Raw genomic sequence first — 16,531 nt, forward strand, 5'->3', positions numbered from 1 at the left:
CCACTAACCACTAACCACTAACCACTAACCACTAACCACTAACCACTAACCACTAACCACTAACCACTAACCATTAAACTGTTACTGCTTCTCGCAAGCGTGCGTCAAAGTGTTCAATAATGAGTTCGCGTAAAACTGGTAACAAGTCTTCGCAGGGAATTCCTTTAGCTACACACGATCCTAGGTGAGCATCTTTGCCAACTTTGCCACCCATATATATGTCAACGCCTTCGACTGCTTTACCATTTTTACGAGCTTTGGTTCCCATCAAACCAATATCTGCCACTTGAGGCTGTCCGCAGGAGTTAGGACAGCCTGTCCAATGAATTCGCACGGGACGAGTGACTTCTAACTCTTGTTCGAGTTCTTTAATCATCGCTAATGCACGATTTTTGGTTTCGATGAGAGCAAAGTTACAAAATTGTGCGCCCGTGCAAGAGACTAATGCTCTTGTTAAAGGAGTTGGGTTAACACTAAATTTCTCGAGAAGAGGCTCAGTTAATAAAGTTTCTAACCGCGAATCAGAAACGTCTGGGATAATGAAGTTCTCTTCCACAGTCAGGCGAATTTCACCACTGCCATAAACTTCTGCCAAACGAGCCATTTCAAACATATCTTCGGCATATAGCCGCCCAACAGGAACGTGCAAGCCTACATAGTTGAATCCTGGTTGTTTCTGCTTGTAGACTCCGATGTGGTCGCGTTTTTCCCAGTCAATTTCATCCTTTGCTGCGGCGCTGAGCAATGGTTTGCCTAACTTACGTTCAACTTCGTCACGGAATTTTTCTATACCCCACTCATCGATCAACCACATCAAGCGGGATTTTAAACGATTTGCACGCGAGCCGTTATCACGAAAAACCTCCAAAACGGCTCTACAGACAGCGACAACATCCTCAGGCGGAACCCAAGCATTCAGAGGAATTGCGGCTTCACAACGTTTGGCAGAGAAAAAGCCTCCTACTAGGATGTTAAAGCCAAATACTGGGGTTTGGGCTGTTTCTTCTCCATTGCTCTCTTTAAAAGCAGGAACAAAAGCCAAATCGTTGATTTCAGCGTGGACTGAGTTATCACGCCCACCAGTGATGGCAATGTTAAACTTGCGTGGAAGGTTAGTAAATTCGGGGTTCCCTTCACCTTTGTTGGTGACCATATCTTGAATTTGTTGCACCAACTCTCGTGTATCGAACAATTCCTCTGCATCTAGCCCTGCGATAGGATCGCCAGTGATGTTGCGGACATTGTCCATCCCTGATTGCACGCTGGTTAAGCCCACTGTATGGAATTTCTCAAATATCTCTGGAAGGTCTTCAATACGAATACCTCGCAGTTGAATATTCTGTCTGGTTGTAATATCTGCGCTACCTTCGTCGCCATAACGTTGTATGACTTCCGCTAAGACACGCATTTGGTCGCTGGTAATAATACCATTCGGCATCCGCATCCGCATCATAAACTTCCCTGGAGTGACAGGGCGAAAAAATACGCCCACCCACTTAAGTCTATGGTCGCGGTCGGTTTCGTCCATTGCTTCCCAACCTAGAGATGCAAATTTCTCTATTTCTGCCTTAACAGCAAGTCCGTCTTTTTCAGCTTTGAATTTTTCAAACTTATTTAAGCTGGCTGTGGAGGTAGATACTTTGTCAGTCATGGTCTCACTCTAATTATGGGTTGTTAGTTTTGGCTGACTTTTTGTGCGCTCGCAGTTCTATTCAAATGAAATACAGTTTCAGTCTTGAAATGCCTACAATAAATATCTATGGATTTTGGTCATTAAATCATGACAAATTCGTCATCCCATGCACCTTATAAATTTCCTGATTTACTTCAACAATTTATTTTGTTAACCATTTATACCCCCCTAATTTAAGCGCGTCCAGTCATGCAAATCGTATATTTTGTTACGGAATTAGAAGATCGATGAACAAAATGTATCACTATGATGCAATATTTACATCATGCAACATTTGCATAATTAAAGAAGCAGAGAACAGAAATTATGCATCCTCTTTAAAGTAATCCTGAAAAACCCGGTATCTGGGAGATACCAAGTTTTTTGTCTCACGAATAATGAAATTAAATCCCCGACTTCTTGAAGAAGCTGGGGACACATACACAGTCAATTGTCACAAGTCAAATAGAATTGCGATATATAATTGATAAGTTTTTTCTATTACCAATTATTTTCCAATATGAAATCCAAGAGAATTCCCCGTCATTCGGCTGCATCATCATGAGCAAATTTGTTGTACAAAAAGTCCAGAGCGTAGTTTCTCATTTCGTAAAATTTAGGATTTTCCATGATTCGGGTACGATTTCGGGGTCGAGCAAAGGGAATATCCAAAATTTCACCAATTGTCGCAGATGGACCGTTTGTCATCATTACCAGACGATCTGCCATAAATAAAGCTTCATCAATGTCATGAGTAATCATCAAAATAGTGACCCGATGCTCGCGCCAAATTTTCAGCAGTTCTTCTTGCAGTTCTTCCCTGGTAATAGCATCCAACGCACCAAAGGGTTCATCTAAAATCAAAACTTTGGGACGAATCGAGAGAGCACGGGCGATCGCCACCCGTTGTTTCATTCCGCCTGAGATTTGACCGGGTTGCTTTTGTGCTGCTTCTAAAAGTCCCACCATTGCCAAATGTTCTTTGACAATGGCTCTTTTTTCTGCTTCAGTTTTTTTAGGATAGACTGAATCAACCGCTAGATAGACGTTATCAAAAACATTTAACCAAGGAAGGAGACAGTAATTTTGAAAAACCATCATCCGATCTGGTCCTGGTTCTGTAATGGGCTTATTTTGTAGCAACACCACCCCTTCAGTAGGCTGATTAAAACCAGAAATCATATTCAGCAATGTTGATTTACCACAGCCGGAATGACCGATGATACAAATAAATTCCCCTTCATTGACAGTGAAGTCAATTCCATCTAGTACCGTGTAAGGACCATTGGGAGTGGGGTAAATTTTGGTTACACCCTCAATAACCAGAAAAGGTTCTGGTTTTTGTGTTTTTAGTGCATAACCTTCAGCTTGGTTTTGAATTTTGTTGAGAGATTGCATATGGCTAAATAAACACTTCTTCAATACGCAGTTGTCGTTTGATGTCCAGGCTGTCGAGATACTCTAGTGGTTCTGAAGAGTTGAATACTTTACCATCAAATAGCTCAAGTGGAGTATCTCGACCAATATCGAAGAAACCAAGTTCGCGTGCTGCTACACCAAATACATCTGTACGACAAACTCTTTCAACGATCTGCACCCAGTTTTTGGGAAATGGAATTAAGTTCCAACGAGCTAACTGAGTCATAATCCACACCATCTCGCTGCGTTCGGGGTAATTGCTTTTATTAAATTTGAATTGGTTGTAGGTTGTAAGTTGTTGGGGTTGTTTGCCATCACCACGAACGTAAGGGTCAATGAAACCAAGACGGGTATATGCAGGATTTGTACCTAAATATTCAGGACGGCAAAGTAATTCCAAGATTTCCTCGCGGTTGCGAAAGTCGTCACAATAATCGCATGCTTCGAGAAGAGCCTTGACAAGCGCAAGATGTGTTTGTGGATGGTTATTTGCCCAATCTTCTCTCACTCCCAATACTTTTTCTGCATGTCCCGACCAGATTTCTAGATCGGTGGCGATAACATAACCAAGGTTTTCGCTCACAGCACAAGCATTCCAGGGTTCTCCAACACAGAAACCATCAATTGTTTCATTTTTCAGGTTAGAAACCATTTCGGATGGTGGAACGATCGCCAAACTCACATCTTTGTCTGGATCTATACCATCAGCAGCCAGCCAATAACGCAGGATGAGGTTCTGCATTGATACTGGATGCACGACTCCTAGAGTGTAAGTTCGGTCTAAGTTAGCGTTGAATGCAGCTTTTAGATCGGCTAGCGTTTTTACGCCTTGCTGGTAAAATTCTTTGCTAAGAGTAATTGCGTTGCCATTGCGAGAGAGGGTAAGAGCAGTGACGACGGGAATTGGGGTTTTACCACCAGCACCTAACGTCAGGGCAACAGGCATACCAGCCACCATCTGAGCCGCATCAAGTCTACCAGTACCAACGCCCTTAGCGATTTCTTTCCAGTTGATTTCGCGATTGAGATGAACTTCTTCCAATCCGTATTTTTGAAAGAAACCTTTTTCCTTAGCAACTATTAGGGGTGCAGCATCGGTTAAAGGAAGAAAACCTATTTCCAGATTAGTTTTTTCTAAGCCGTTGCGAGAAAGAATTGCTGGTGCTTCAACTTTCCCTTGGCGCTTCTTAGCCAGTTTTTGTTGGTTGAGGAAGTAAATGATTTCGTTCCGCAGGTTGTAATATTTGGGATGATTAACAACTTCAAGGCGTTGACGGGGATGGGGAAAAGGTACTTCCAGAATTTGTCCAATGTGTGCTTCCGGACCATTGGTAAGCATAACGATGCGATCGCTCAACAAAAGCGCCTCATCCACATCATGGGTTACCATCACACAAGTGAGATTGTGTTCGTTACAAATCTTCATCAACTGTTCCTGCAAACTACCCCTTGTTAAAGCGTCCAAAGCTCCAAAAGGTTCGTCTAGCAGTAATAATTTAGGACGGATAGCCAAAGCCCTAGCGATAGAGACTCGTTGTTTCATTCCACCCGACAGCTCGCTCGGACGTTTGTGTGCTGCATGGCGCAACCCCACCATATCAATATGATGTTCGACAATGGCTTTGCGATCGCTCTTGGGCTTGTCTTGATAAACTTCATCCACTGCGAGTGCAATGTTTTCCCGTACTGTCAGCCAAGGTAGTAGCGAGTAATTTTGGAACACAACCATCCGGTCAGGACCTGGTTCTCGTACTTCTTTACCTTCCAAAATCACACCCCCAATACTAGCTCTATCTAAGCCAGCAATAATATTCAGCAAAGTCGATTTGCCACAACCCGAATGTCCAATTAAGGAAATGAACTCACCTTGCTGAATTTTCAGTTCAATGTTTTTCAGGGCGATATAATGATTGCCATTTGGCAAATCGAATACACGTTCAACGTGGTCAATTTCTACAAAAGTCATTGGTTAAAGGTTAGTGGTTAGTAGTGAGTAGTTAGTAGGGGTGCAAGGCATTGCGCCCGTACATTGGTTAGGGAGTAGGGGAATTATTCAACATTAATTTTTCTGTTCTTGTGGGACAATTTTTTTAGCAACTAAGGCAACCAATTTATCTAGCATTAAACCTACTAGACCAACATAAATAAGTGCCAGAATAATCTCGCTAAGATTAGTTTCAGTTGTCGTGTTATAGGCATCCCAAATAAATGAACCAATACCGACACCACCAACCAACATTTCTGCGGCTACAATTGCCAACCAGGACAAACCGATACCAATTCTTAACCCAGTGAAAATATAGGGAACAGTTGCAGGAAACAAAATTTTGAAAAAATACTTACTACCTCTCAATTTCAAGACTCTGGCAACATTTCTATAGTCTTGAGGAAGTTGCTGAACTCCTACTGTGGTGTTGATCAGGATAGGCCAAATTGAGGTGATAAAAATCACAAAAATCGCAGAAGGATTGGCTTGCTGAAAAGCGGCTAGAGAAATAGGCAACCAAGCTAAGGGCGGAACAGTTCGCAAAACTTGAAAAAGAGGATCGACAGCATTATAAAATAATTGGTTAGATCCTATGAACATACCCAGAAAAATACCGACAAAAGCTGATAAAGAAAATCCCAAACCAACTCTTCCCAAACTATTAAGGAGTTGCCAGCCCAATCCTTTATCATTTCCTCCATTATCAAAGAATGGTTGAATAATAAAAGGGTCCCAAGTTTCTGAAAAAGTTTCTATTGGACCGGGTAAATTCGATTTTAAGGTGGAACACAGTAATTGCCAAACAGCCAAAAAAAGCACAAGTGCTACGATTGGTGGAACAATTTTTTTAGATATCAATTGAGCGATCTCTTTCTGAGCTTTTTTTCTACGGGTACGACTTCCAAGGGTTGCAGTCATTATTTTCCTCTCCAATCTCTATCTTAACGTTAATTGCTAATTGCTAATTGCTAATTGTTCATTGCTATCAGCCATTAGCCATTAGCAATTAGCCATTAGCCATTAGCAATTAGCCATTAGCAATTAGCCATTAGCCATTAGCAATTAGCCATTAGCAATTAGCTATAAACTCTTAATTTTTAAACTTTGCAAATACGCTTCCGGCTTTTCAGGGTCAAACTTGACACCATCAAAGAAAGTTTCTACTCCACGAGAAGAGCTAGTGGGAATTTCAGAGTCAGGTACACCCAACGCTTTAGCTGCTTTCTTCCACAAATCTTCTTTATTAACTTGGTCTACAATTTCCTTAATTTTGGTTTCTTTTGGCAAATAGCCCCAGCGAATGTTTTCTGTCAGAAACCATAGATCGTGGCTCTTGTATGGATAAGAAGCGTTATCTGTCCAGAATTTCATACGCAGTGGAGAATCGCTGACTTTTCGTCCATCACCATAATCAATATTGCCTTTAGAGCGCTCTAAAATATCTGCTACAGCGACGTTAAAATACTTGCGACCAGAGCAAATTTTGCACATTTCTTCTTTATTTTCTGGTTGATCGCACCATTGCTGGGCTTCCATAATTGCCATTAACAGTGCTTGTGCTGCATTGGGATTTTTATCAACCCAATCTTTCCGCATAGCAAAAGCTTTTTCTGGATGGTTTTTCCACAACTCACCTGTGATAAGCGCTGTATAGCCCAAGTTTTGGCTTACCAATTGGGCGTTCCAAGGCTCTCCCACACAAAATGCATCTACCGTTCCAACTTTCATGTTTGCCACCATTTGTGGTGGTGGTACTGGTTCGAGCACTAAATCTTGATTGGGTTCTAGACCTCCTGCGGCTATCCAATAACGCATCCACAAATCGTGTGTTCCACCAGGGAAGGTCATCGCAACCTTCATTGATTTTTGCTCTGATTTGGCTTTACTAACAGCTTGTTTGAGAGCTTTACTCTCTAAACCAACCTTGAAATCTTTGAGTTTGTTAGCAACAGAAATAGCCTGACCGTTAATATTTAATCGTGCCAAAAGATACATTGGCACTTTATCATTGATGGTAAGCAAATAGGGCATTGGGCTGAGAATATGCGCTCCATCAATACCATCACCCGCAGAGCCTATTTTTAGATTATCACGGGTTACAGGCCATGATTTCTGCTTGATGACTTCCACATCTGTCATGCCATACTTGGCAAAAAAGCCTTTCTCTTTGGCAATAATTAGAGGTGCTGCATCAGTCAAAGGAATAAATCCTAGTTTTGCCTTGGTTGTTTCTACTTTGAGAGTATTGGCTGCTGTAGTCACATTAGCAACATTGTTTACTGAACCATTGGTCGTATCGGAAGTATCTGAAGTGGCTTTATCTGAGGAACAACCGTGAGCCAGGATAGCTCCAACTGTTGTAGCACCGGCTGTAACAATAAATTGTCTTCTGGAAAAGTTTGTCATTGTCTGTTTGAAATTGTTAGTGGTTAGTAGTTAGTGGTTAGTAGAACAGTTGTCCACTCGCTGCTAGTAATAAGAACAAATTTTTTCAACTTTTTACCCATGCCAAAGAATGCGATAAGCACTCTTTCGGCTTGCGCTTCGTAATCGCGAACTTCTTTGAGAAAAGTTCAATCTTTGGTGGCTAATACCTTTTGTAAGTAGCTAGGCGCAAATAAACCAAACTAGATTACAAATTGTAAATCTACATAGAATCCTTACCAATGACGAATGACCAATGACTAATGACGATCCTCTCTAGTTAACTTTAACTGTGCTGACTTACTTAGCTATTCCGATCTCTAGAAATCTTATGAAGATTTCTGGTGCAATTCAAAATATCTGCTTACTTACAGATTGTGTCATTGCGTAACAGTATATAAATTAAACTTGAAAAATGATTAAAATCGTATACAGAGTTACCAAATTTATGAGGTTTTGCAAATAAAGTATAAAATCAATGCATTTTTTACATAATAAGAATTTACAAGCAATGTAAAACAATTAATTTAAACTAAAGCCCGTTTAATTCTAGAGTTTTCAGTTTGCCCGGTTTCGTCAAAGAAATCGGGTTTTGTGATTCTTTATGCAAATGATTACAATAAATCTATCAAGTGTATTTGGAAAGTATGGCAATTGTGGGTAACATAAATCATCTAGTATTGCAAGCAGAGGAGGCATATGAAGCAGCCGATGGTTCTTAGCAACTGTTTCTGGGGAATATTACATTTATCTATTGACAAGCAAACTAATTGATGCATAAGACAATTGCCAAGGCTGTGCTGATGTTTTGCATCTGCTCATCTGACAAAATTCCCAGTTGACGAACTAATCTCTGCTGCGAGATTGAACGTACTTGAAATGTATCTGCAACTGAAGGTTTACTTAAACCATTTTCAGTGCTCGGTTCTAATCGAACCATCCAAACTACACCAGTAAAAGCATCATTCCATCCAGTAATTGGTACAACAACCTTCAGCCGTAATGTACCAATTTCATCATTATTAACAATAATTGCGGGGCGGGTTTTGCCAATTTCATCTCCAACAGTGGGGTCAGAATTAAAAAGCCAAATTTGACCTCTACGCATAATCTTCATATTCATAGAAGTCTTCTGTATCCCGATCGGCGAAAATGACTAACTCACTTCCTTGTTCGTAAAAAGAACGCATGACTTCAGCAGCTTCAGCTAAACTCAGTTCTTTTTGAAGAGGAACTTTCGATTTTGCAGTAATTTCTTCACGAATTAACTTTGATGCTATTTCAATCATTTCCAACCGTTCTTCAGTCGTCATCTTTTTCAGCGCTTCCAAGACTTCTGCTTTGGTCATAACTAATATTTTCTTAGATGCTAGCACGCTCTTGATGATGCGTGCAATGCAAACTCAATACCCGCTCTATCTCCAATCTCTTTGTTCATGCCAATAACATAGGGGATGTATTGGGCGATCGCACTAGCTTGCACTTCTGAGTAACAGGCGTTGAGGACAACACATTCAATTGTATAGGACCCCTATTTGATTTTTGAACTATACGTAGGTAGGGCTATGCCGCACGCAAGCTTTAGTTGGTGGGCTTTAGCCCTACCAGCCCTTTCAACGCGTTCATTTGTACTAAGTTTTCCCCCAAAATTGACGCCCAATTAACCCTTATGCAATCAGATTCACAGGAAATTGTGCAAAAAAGTACCCAATTTAACGAGCGATTTATTGACCGTTTTTGATGGGCTTTTGCATCCTACCTCATTGATAGCCTAGAGACCTCATTTTTCGATCCAGTCATAGAGCGGGTTTCAGCCTTCATCTTAGTAGTTCATTTGTTCGCGTTGAAAGGGCTGGCAATGCCCACCCTACAGTACTTAAAGTTTTTTAGAAATCATTTAGGATTCCTATATTAGCGAAGAGCTTAAACAATTCAGCGAGGGCTTGTGTTTCCACTAATCGCACGTTTCCTGTTTCATCTTCAAGCGCCAGACCATCATCCCCCGAACCATGACCGCTAAAATGAACAACCGGCATCAATTTCTCTAACTTCTTCATCCAATCGTAGAGACGAGGTGGTTTTTGGATTTGCTCCTAAAATCAAGATTGTTTTCACTTCATGAAATTGAGGGCTGTGGAGCGCTGTTGTCAACATATTCTCTAAATTGCGAATTCTGCTGCCTTGCTATTCTAGCAGTCGTCTCATTTCTGGCTCTGGTAAACCTTTAAGTTGATTGTAGGTGTCAAAATATTGTGCGCTAAGTTCTGACTTATCAGTTTGCGGTGCGGTTTTAGCACGCAGTAAAAACTTATCTTCACCCCGTTTCTCCATTGCTACAATTTCCAGTTCTGCTTCTAGGTGGTTCTGGGCTAACTGTTTGAATGGGATTGCGATCGCTCTTGGGTCAACTCCAGAATTATGGTAAAGGTCGAGGGTGTCAACGATGGGTTTGATGAAGTCAGCAAAGTCACCATCAGCAAAGGTTTCACTCCAGTTATCGGGCTTGCGGCAATAAGATGAGCTTAAAGCCATGACTAACTTGAGTGAGAATATTCAAAAACTGGTTAAGCTGCAACTCATTTAATTTTTCAATCTGAAAACTTTACAGCAAGGCTTTTAGACGATCGCGCAAAGTACCTAATCCTCTGCAACATAGCATTGTCTGGAATTCGCTTACTACTTACAGTAAACTGTACGTGTACTATTCATGAAATCAAGTTTTGTAATTCTCTATACAAATGATTACAATAAATCCATCAAGTGTATTTGGAAAGTATGGCAAGTGTGTGTAACATAAATCAGCTAATATTGCAAGCAGAGGAGGCATATGAAGCAGCCGATTGGTCTTTACTAATTCAAAGTTTGCAACAGTTGACTCTCATAGAAAATTCAGAATATCTTGGAGAAGAGAAAAATCAAAAATACTTGTTAGAACTTGCACTTTCTGCCCTAGAAGGCGGAGACTTTCAGCAAAGATGGGAAATTGCTAAAGTGTTTCCTCGCTGGGGGACAATTGCGATCCCCGAACTCATTGCTATTTTAGAAGATGAAGATGCAGAGGAAGAATTGCGGTGGTACGCAGCAAGAATTTTAGGCGATTTGAAAAGTCAAGATGCGATCGCGCCATTGATGACATTGCTCCAAAAGAGTGAAAGTGAAGCAATCAAGGAAGTCACAGCAACAGCACTAGGGCAAATGGGTACAGTGGCGATCGCTACCCTGACAGAACTGTTAGTGCAAGACAACATAGATGAGAACAGTTCCTACCAAAATTCAATCCATGGTGAAGAAACACGTCTTTTAGCAGTGAAAGCACTTGCTTGTATTCGACAAAAAGAAATTATCCCACCTTTATTAAGTGTAGTACGAGATCCACAGGTGACAATACGCGTAACAGCTATTGAAGCACTTAGCAGCTTTCACGATCCTCGTGTCCCACCAGTGCTTTTAAACGCTTTGGATGATATAGCCGCTCCAGTAAGAAAAGAGGCTGTGCTGGGTTTGGGCTGTCGTCGCGATTTGCTTTTGGAATTGGACTTGGTAGCGAAACTCCAACAAAGGCTTTACGATTTTAACTTAGACGTATGCTGTGCGGCTGCCATCGCTCTTTCTAAGATGGGTAGTGACAGTGCAGCACAGCCCTTATTTCAGGTGCTAATATCGCCTCATACACCAACCCGCTTGCAATTGGAAGCCATCCGAGCTTTAAGTTGGGTTGGGACATTATTAGGTATAGAGTATTTGCAGCAAGCATTTTATCAGTTAGAAGTGCCAACTTTGTGGCAGGAAATCGTCACTGTTTTAGGAAGAGTCAGCCATTCAGCACTTAAGGATATAGCAGCAGAGATTATACTAGAGATTGTTCAAAAAAACCATCAATCAGTTGAAATTTCGAGTATTAGAAGTGCGATCGCCTTATCTTTAGGTCAATTAGGGAACAAGCAAGCCTTAAGTACATTAACACAAATGGCAGCAGATCGAGATGCACTAGTAAGATTGCACGCATTTGCTGCGCTGAAAAATTTATCAGATGTTAGTTGTTAGTTGTTAGTTGTTAGTTGTTGGTTGTTGGTTGTTGGTTGCTAGTTATACCACTAACCACTAACCACTAACCACTAACCACTAACCACTAACCACTAACCATTAACCAATTTCCAATAAAACCTTTAAAACACCTTTACCTTGGGCACGTTCAAAAGCAGCAAGCCCTTCTGTAAGGGGATAACGTGCATGAATGAGCGGTTTTACATTGACTCTTTCTTGTGCTAACAGTTCAAGTGCAGGTTGAAAAGAACCGCAACGGGAGCCAATTAAAGTGATTTCGTCCACAACTAAAGAGGAAGCATTAAAGCTTAGGTTACCTGCATAGGTACTTTTGAGTACTAAAGTTCCTCTTGGACGCAAGGCGCGGAGGGCGGTGGCAAATCCTTCAGAGTTACCAGTACATTCTACCGAAATATCAAAAGTTCTGTCTTTAACCGCATCCACTAGACCAGTTTTAATACCCCGATCCTCTAAGTTAGCAAGTTTGTCTTGATGACGTCCCACGGCTAAAAGCTCACACCCAGTTAAAGCTATTGTCTGCGCTACTAATTGCCCCAGTTTACCATCACCAACCACGAGTACCCGGTCTTCAGGACGTAACCGCACTTGCTGCTGAATTTCCAGCGCTGCTGCTAAAGGTTCAGTAAAAGTTGCAACTTCTGTAGGAATATTTTCAGGTACAGGATGCAGGTTCTCTATGGGTAAAGTCAGATAATCAGCAAAAGCTCCGTTGCGGTTGACAATGCCAAGAACAGTACGATTTTCGCAATGGGTGGGTTGTCCGCTCCGACAGAACCTACATTGTCCGCAGACAGCGTTGATTTCTCCGACTACACGTTGATTCACTAGGTATTGTGGTCCTTGTTCTACAACACCAACAAATTCGTGCCCAAGAATACCGTTGTAGGGATAGTAACCTCTCTTGAGTTCTATGTCGGTGTTGCAGATACCAGCACACAAAACACGTACCAAAGCTTCTCCCTGTGGTGGTTCGGGAATAGGGATGTCGGTACGGAGTTGAAGTCGGTTGTTTTCGAGCCACAGTCCTTTCATAGTTTATAGAGGAAAGAGTGAAAAGTTACTACCCAGAAGAAACACAGAACACTGGAAGTTGTTACCGTTGGTGGTATGCTAGCACCAAATCAGGTCATTGCACTCGCTCGGACAAACTTAAAATAAGATGAACTCTGTTCCTAAATTCACTTTAAAAAATATTCAGATCGAGCGTTCTAAAAATTTCTTGTTAAAGAATTCTTGTAACACACTGTACCAATTTGTGCCGGAAAGTACGTTAATTTAATGAGAGCCATAAGTGTAATTCAGGCTACATAAAAATGCGACTAGAGCAGTTGCAAGCCTTTCTGGCGATCGCAGAAAGCGGCAGTTTCCAAGCCGCAGCACGAAAATGTGGTGTAACCCAATCGACAATCAGCCGTCAAATCCAGGCGCTTGAAGAAGATGTGGGATTGGAACTGTTCCATAGAACAAGTCAAGCAAAGTTGACACTGGCAGGTGAGCGCTTACTTCCCCGCGCTCGTAAAATTTGTCAGGAGTGGCAAAGTGCTACACAAGAGATAGGTGATTTGCTGGCTGGAAAACAGCCAGAACTTTGTATTGCGGCAATTCACTCCTTGTGCGCCTATTACCTACCACCAGTTTTGCAAAAATTTTGTCATGATTATCCAGAAGTGCAATTGCGGGTAACATCGCTAGGGAGTGACCGAGCATTAAAAGTCCTCAAAGATGGATTGGTGGATTTAGCAATTGTAATGAATAATCGCTTTTTGACCGCCGGTAAAGAAATGGTGGTTGAAGTCCTTTATGATGAACCAATAGAAGTTTTAACAGCAACAAACCATCCTTTAGCACAATATGAAAGCATCCCCTGGTCAGAACTTGTTCGTTACCCACAAGTCGTCTTTAAGGACGGTTATGGGATGCAGCGTTTAGTACAAGATAGATTTGAGCGATTGGAAGCTCGACTACAAGCAGCTTTAGAGGTAAACACCCTCGATGCTTTCAGAGGAGTGGTGCGTCAAGGAGAACTTGTCGCTTTGCTTCCTTATTCAGCACTGGTTGAAGCTCGCAATGATCCAACTCTTGCTGTGCGAACTCTTGCTGCCAATACGAATAGTTCTGCATCTGACAGTTCTAGTTTTACTCGCCGGGTGGTTATGGTAACAACTCACGATCGCCTGCAAATACCCCCAATCAAACATTTTTGGCAATTGGTCAAAGAAAACATTCCACCACAAGCAGAATCTGTCTTGTGTTCTGCTTCTTAAGAGTTAGTGGTTAGTTGTTAGTGGTTAGTGGTTAGTGGTTAGTAGATAGTGGTTAGTGGAATAATTAACAATCAATAACTAACAACCAACAACCAACAACTAACCACTAACCACTAACAACTAACCTTATTAACAAATGAGTACAGTATTCAGGGAATTACTAAAAAAGGTAGGCAGTGGCGAACACACCTCTGAGAGTTTAACTCGTGCTGAAGCAGCCACAGCAACAAGGATGATGCTACTGGAAGAAGCAACACCAGCCCAAATAGGAGCGTTTCTGATTGCTCACCGGATTAAACGTCCTACGGCAGAAGAGATAGCAGGTATGTTGGACGTATATCATGAATTGGGACCAAAATTACAACCAATTACTAGCGATCGCAAAGCGATTGTTTTGGGCATACCTTATGATGGTAGAACTCGCACTGCTCCTATTAGCCCTGTAACAGCTTTGCTACTTGCGGTATCCGGACAGCCAGTGGTTATGCATGGCGGCGATCGCAAACCCACTAAGTACGGTTTACCATTAATAGATATCTGGCAAGGGTTAGGTGTCGATTGGGCTGAGTTGTCATTAGCAAAAACCCAGCACGTATTTGAGCAAACTGGAATAGGATTTATTTATACACCTAAGCATTTTCCATTAACTGAAAGTCTTTGGGAATATCGCGATCAGATAGGTAAGCGTCCTCCGTTTGCGACAATGGAATTGATTTGGTGTCCTTATGCGGGGGATGTTCACATTATCACCGGATTCGTTCATCCACCGACAGAAGGTTTATTCCAAACGGTACTGGCACTGCAAGGAGTTACCTATTTTACAACAATAAAGGGTTTGGAGGGGAGTTGCGACTTACCACGCGATCGCACAGCGATCGTTGGTTTAGGAGGAGCAACACCGAAAGAAGCAGTTACAGCACCCATAGAACGATTGCATTTAGCCGCCCGCGATTGTGGCTTTGCTATGAAAAATGTACCCCTAGGTTCTTTGGAAGAACTGGTTGCGAGTATAAAGGGAGTCTTAGATGGAAAACCTTCAGAACTTATGGACACAGCTTTATGGAATGGAGGATTTTACCTCTGGCGTTCCGGAATTTGTTCGGATATGCAAGAGGGTATAGCCAAAGCCAAAAAATTATTAACAAGTGGTGCAGTTGCTGAAAAACTTCAAGAACTTTCTCAAAGAATTTAGTCAAGTGTCATTTGTCAAGTGTCATTTGTCATTAGCCATTAGCCATTAGCAATTAACCATTAGCAATTAGCCATTAGCCATTAGCAATTAGCCATTTGTCACTGTTAAAACCAAGCCCTCACGAGCTAATATTGCTTTGGGAAAGATGGATTGAACCTCAGTTTGCACTTCATCAAGAAAATCATCACAGTCATCTGGATGATGGTGAGAAATGACAAGCAATTTAGCATCAAGATGTTGAGCTAAATCAACAGCCGTCTGCCAATAAATTTCTGTATGCTGGTGGATGCGTATAGATGGGGGTGTGTAGGTTGCATTAGCAATCAATAAATTTGCGCCTTTGGTGAGTTGTGCAATGTGTTCTAGATCTGTGTCGCTTAAGCTGTGATGTAAATCTGTAATATAAGCAACACTATACTCTTGCCAAGTCACTCGGTAGCCTACTGATTTTTGGTGATGATTAATTAATGCTGTTGCGATCGTAATATCATCTACCTTAAAAACCTTCCCTGGGGCAAAATTATGAAAGTGCAGATCTGATTGCATAATTTGTAATGGGTAGGGAAAGTGCGGTTGGAGCATTTGATCGCAAAGGCATTGTTTGATAGAGGCTCCATTCAACGCTGCTGTCCCATAAATATGGAAACAATTTTCTGCAAGAAATGCAGGTGCAAAAAAGGGAAATCCTTGAATGCGGTTTGATTGGGAGTTTGTAAAGAATACATGAGCTTCTATCGTCTCAGGAAGCCTACTTCTCCCAAGTAAACGTAAACCAGTACCCCCATCAAAAATTAAGTGTTTTTTGCCAACTCGCATCTCTACGCAAGCGGTATTGCCACCATATCGACTGGTGTTACTACCAGGGCTGGGAATCAAACCCCGCACCCCCCAAAATTGCACTACAAAGTCCAATGCTGGGTTTTCAACTGGAGTCAGTTGCTCTTGAGTTAAATAGTTTTGAAGAGGCGAAAGTTCAGAGTTTGGCATGTTCGTCAAAATTAAGTCCTACTGAGCAGCTCGTCGTAACGTCGCACTTCCATTAGTCGGTTTGTTTCATCCACAAGGACTACGGTGGGAGAGTGAGTTTTTGACTCTTCCAAACTGAACTGCCCGTAAGACATTATAATCAAGCGATCGCCCATAATGCCCAGACGTGCTGCTGCTCCATTCAACTCAATCGCTCCAGAATTGGCTGGTGCTGGAATCGCATAAGTAGTAAAACGCTCGCCATTGTTAATGTTCACTACATGCACGTACTCATAAGGTAGGATACCAGCTTTATCCATCAGAAGGCTATCGATGCTAATACTTCCCACATAGTTAATGTTTGCTGCTGTGAGAGTGCAATTGTGAATTTTTGCTAAGAGGAGCGTGCGCTGCATTGCAAAACAGTTATGAGGTATCAGTTATAAGTCTAAATTATAACTCAGGGAGTAGGGTATAGGGGGTAGGGTGTAGGAGGTAGGGGGTAGGGTGTAGGGAGTAGGGAATTTTTTATTCCATCGTTA

At 41.7% G+C, this 16,531-nt stretch carries 14 protein-coding genes and 2 pseudogenes; 3 read left to right on the plus strand and 13 right to left on the minus strand.

Going from position 1 to position 16,531, the window contains the following annotated elements:
- Positions 1 to 73: 73 nt before the first annotated feature.
- The 10 genes and pseudogenes from F7734_RS55685 to F7734_RS55720 all read right to left on the minus strand — a co-directional run.
- Positions 74 to 1,651, minus strand: a complete 1,578-nt coding sequence (locus F7734_RS55685) for a ferredoxin--nitrite reductase (RefSeq protein WP_155752758.1) — start codon at positions 1,649 to 1,651, stop codon at positions 74 to 76.
- A 564-nt stretch (positions 1,652 to 2,215) separates the two neighbouring features.
- Positions 2,216 to 3,070 (minus strand): nitrate ABC transporter ATP-binding protein, encoded by an 855-nt coding sequence (locus F7734_RS55690; protein ID WP_155752759.1) that lies wholly within the window; start codon positions 3,068 to 3,070, stop codon positions 2,216 to 2,218.
- 4 nt (positions 3,071 to 3,074) lie between these two features.
- Positions 3,075 to 5,057 carry a nitrate ABC transporter ATP-binding protein gene (locus F7734_RS55695; protein ID WP_155752760.1) on the minus strand — a complete coding sequence of 661 codons (1,983 nt, stop codon included), beginning with the start codon at positions 5,055 to 5,057 and terminating at the stop codon, positions 3,075 to 3,077.
- A gap of 93 nt (positions 5,058 to 5,150) precedes the next feature.
- A complete protein-coding gene (gene ntrB, locus F7734_RS55700) occupies positions 5,151 to 5,996 on the minus strand; it encodes a nitrate ABC transporter permease (RefSeq protein ID WP_155752761.1) in 846 nt (281 codons plus the stop codon).
- Between the two features lie 162 nt (positions 5,997 to 6,158).
- Positions 6,159 to 7,484, minus strand: a complete 1,326-nt coding sequence (locus F7734_RS55705) for a CmpA/NrtA family ABC transporter substrate-binding protein (protein WP_155752762.1) — start codon at positions 7,482 to 7,484, stop codon at positions 6,159 to 6,161.
- Positions 7,485 to 8,268: 784 nt separating this feature from the next.
- Positions 8,269 to 8,625: a type II toxin-antitoxin system PemK/MazF family toxin gene (locus tag F7734_RS55710; protein ID WP_243147598.1), complete on the minus strand. Its 357-nt coding sequence runs from the start codon at positions 8,623 to 8,625 to the stop codon at positions 8,269 to 8,271.
- On the minus strand, positions 8,603 to 8,851 hold the full coding sequence (locus F7734_RS55715; protein WP_155752763.1) for a hypothetical protein: 249 nt from the start codon (positions 8,849 to 8,851) through the stop codon (positions 8,603 to 8,605). The genes F7734_RS55710 and F7734_RS55715 overlap by 23 nt, the downstream gene beginning before the upstream one ends.
- 44 nt (positions 8,852 to 8,895) lie before the next feature.
- Positions 8,896 to 9,021, minus strand: a pseudogene (locus tag F7734_RS64835) (CHAT domain-containing protein); the annotation flags it as partial.
- Positions 9,022 to 9,388: 367 nt separating this feature from the next.
- On the minus strand, positions 9,389 to 9,538 hold the full coding sequence (locus tag F7734_RS66575; protein ID WP_347566452.1) for a hypothetical protein: 150 nt from the start codon (positions 9,536 to 9,538) through the stop codon (positions 9,389 to 9,391).
- Between the two features lie 46 nt (positions 9,539 to 9,584).
- Positions 9,585 to 10,010 (minus strand): annotated as a pseudogene (locus F7734_RS55720) (hypothetical protein); the annotation flags it as partial.
- A gap of 267 nt (positions 10,011 to 10,277) precedes the next feature.
- On the opposite strand from F7734_RS55720, the gene F7734_RS55725 reads away from it, so the two are divergent.
- Complete coding sequence (locus tag F7734_RS55725) at positions 10,278 to 11,546, plus strand: HEAT repeat domain-containing protein (protein ID WP_155752770.1); 1,269 nt, start codon at positions 10,278 to 10,280, stop codon at positions 11,544 to 11,546.
- Positions 11,547 to 11,645: 99 nt separating this feature from the next.
- Here the strand turns inward: F7734_RS55725 and F7734_RS55730 are convergent, their stop codons facing one another.
- Entirely contained in the window at positions 11,646 to 12,599 is a 954-nt protein-coding gene (locus tag F7734_RS55730) for an alcohol dehydrogenase catalytic domain-containing protein (RefSeq protein ID WP_155752764.1), read from the minus strand.
- Positions 12,600 to 12,880: 281 nt separating this feature from the next.
- Between F7734_RS55730 and F7734_RS55735 the strand changes: the two genes are divergently transcribed.
- Together F7734_RS55735 and F7734_RS55740 are read left to right on the plus strand one after the other, a co-directional pair.
- Positions 12,881 to 13,831 (plus strand): LysR family transcriptional regulator, encoded by a 951-nt coding sequence (locus F7734_RS55735; RefSeq protein ID WP_155752765.1) that lies wholly within the window; start codon positions 12,881 to 12,883, stop codon positions 13,829 to 13,831.
- A gap of 136 nt (positions 13,832 to 13,967) precedes the next feature.
- Positions 13,968 to 15,023, plus strand: coding sequence for an anthranilate phosphoribosyltransferase family protein (locus F7734_RS55740; protein ID WP_155752766.1), 1,056 nt, complete (start codon positions 13,968 to 13,970; stop codon positions 15,021 to 15,023).
- A gap of 87 nt (positions 15,024 to 15,110) precedes the next feature.
- Here F7734_RS55740 and F7734_RS55745 read toward each other — a convergent pair whose 3' ends face one another.
- Both F7734_RS55745 and panD read right to left on the minus strand, forming a co-directional pair.
- Positions 15,111 to 16,010 carry an MBL fold metallo-hydrolase gene (locus F7734_RS55745; protein WP_155752767.1) on the minus strand — a complete coding sequence of 300 codons (900 nt, stop codon included), beginning with the start codon at positions 16,008 to 16,010 and terminating at the stop codon, positions 15,111 to 15,113.
- Positions 16,011 to 16,021: 11 nt separating this feature from the next.
- Complete coding sequence (panD, locus tag F7734_RS55750; RefSeq protein ID WP_155752768.1) at positions 16,022 to 16,405, minus strand: aspartate 1-decarboxylase; 384 nt, start codon at positions 16,403 to 16,405, stop codon at positions 16,022 to 16,024.
- Between the last annotated feature and the right edge of the window lie 126 nt (positions 16,406 to 16,531).

The organism is Scytonema sp. UIC 10036 (assembly GCF_009725235.1).